The 837-nt window shown below is 69.8% G+C and carries 1 protein-coding gene; it reads left to right on the forward strand.

The window, feature by feature from the left end:
- The coding region (locus tag G4D86_RS51755) for a condensation domain-containing protein (protein WP_164003100.1) at positions 1-837 on the forward strand (837 nt) is incomplete at both ends.

Consider the following 837-nt stretch of genomic DNA (forward strand, 5'->3'; position numbering starts at 1 on the left):
AAGGCGCTGTGCCAGCAGGAGGGCGCCACGCCCTTCATGCTGCTGCTGGGCGCGTTCCAGGTGCTGCTGGCGCGCTACTCCGGCCAGCAGGACATCTCCGTCGGCTCGCCGGTCGCCGGCCGTCAGCGCGGCGAGCTGGAAGAGCTCATCGGCTTCTTCGTCAACACGCTGGTCATGCGTGCGCGCCTGGACTCGCGCCTGTCCTTCCGCGGCCTGTTGCGGCAGGTGCGCGAGTCCGCACTGGGGGCGTACGCCCACCAGGACGTGCCCTTCGAGCGGCTGGTGGAAGAGCTACATCCCGCGCGGGACCTGAGCCGCGGCCCCCTGTTCCAGGTGTTCTTCGCCCTGCAGAACGCTCCCACGGCCCCACTGCGAAATCAGGCACTGACGCTGCGCCCGATGGAGGTGGACAGCCCCACCCTCAAGTTCGAGCTGCAGTTGACCCTGTTGGACTCTCCCGAGGGCTACCAGGGCGTGCTGGCCTACAACACGGACCTGTACGAGGCGGGCACCGCCGCACGCATGGTGGCGCACTTCCGCATGTTGGTGGAGGCGCTCGTCGCCAGGCCCGATGCGCCCCTGGCCTCCGTGCCCATGCTGACGGTGCCCGAGCGCCAGCAGGTGCTGGTGGACTGGAACTCCACCGCCTCCGAGTACCCCCGTGGCTCCACCCTGCCCGAGGTCTTCTCGCAGGTGGTGGCCCGCTTCCCGGACAAGACCGCCGTCGAGTTCGCAGACGCGAAGCTCACCTACCGGGAGCTGGACGCGCGTGCCAACCAGCTCGCCTGGCACCTGCGTGGCCTCGGTGTGTCCACCGACTCGCGCGTGGCGCTGGCC

The sequence above is a fragment of the Pyxidicoccus caerfyrddinensis genome, from assembly GCF_010894405.1.
Classification (GTDB): domain Bacteria; phylum Myxococcota; class Myxococcia; order Myxococcales; family Myxococcaceae; genus Myxococcus; species Myxococcus caerfyrddinensis.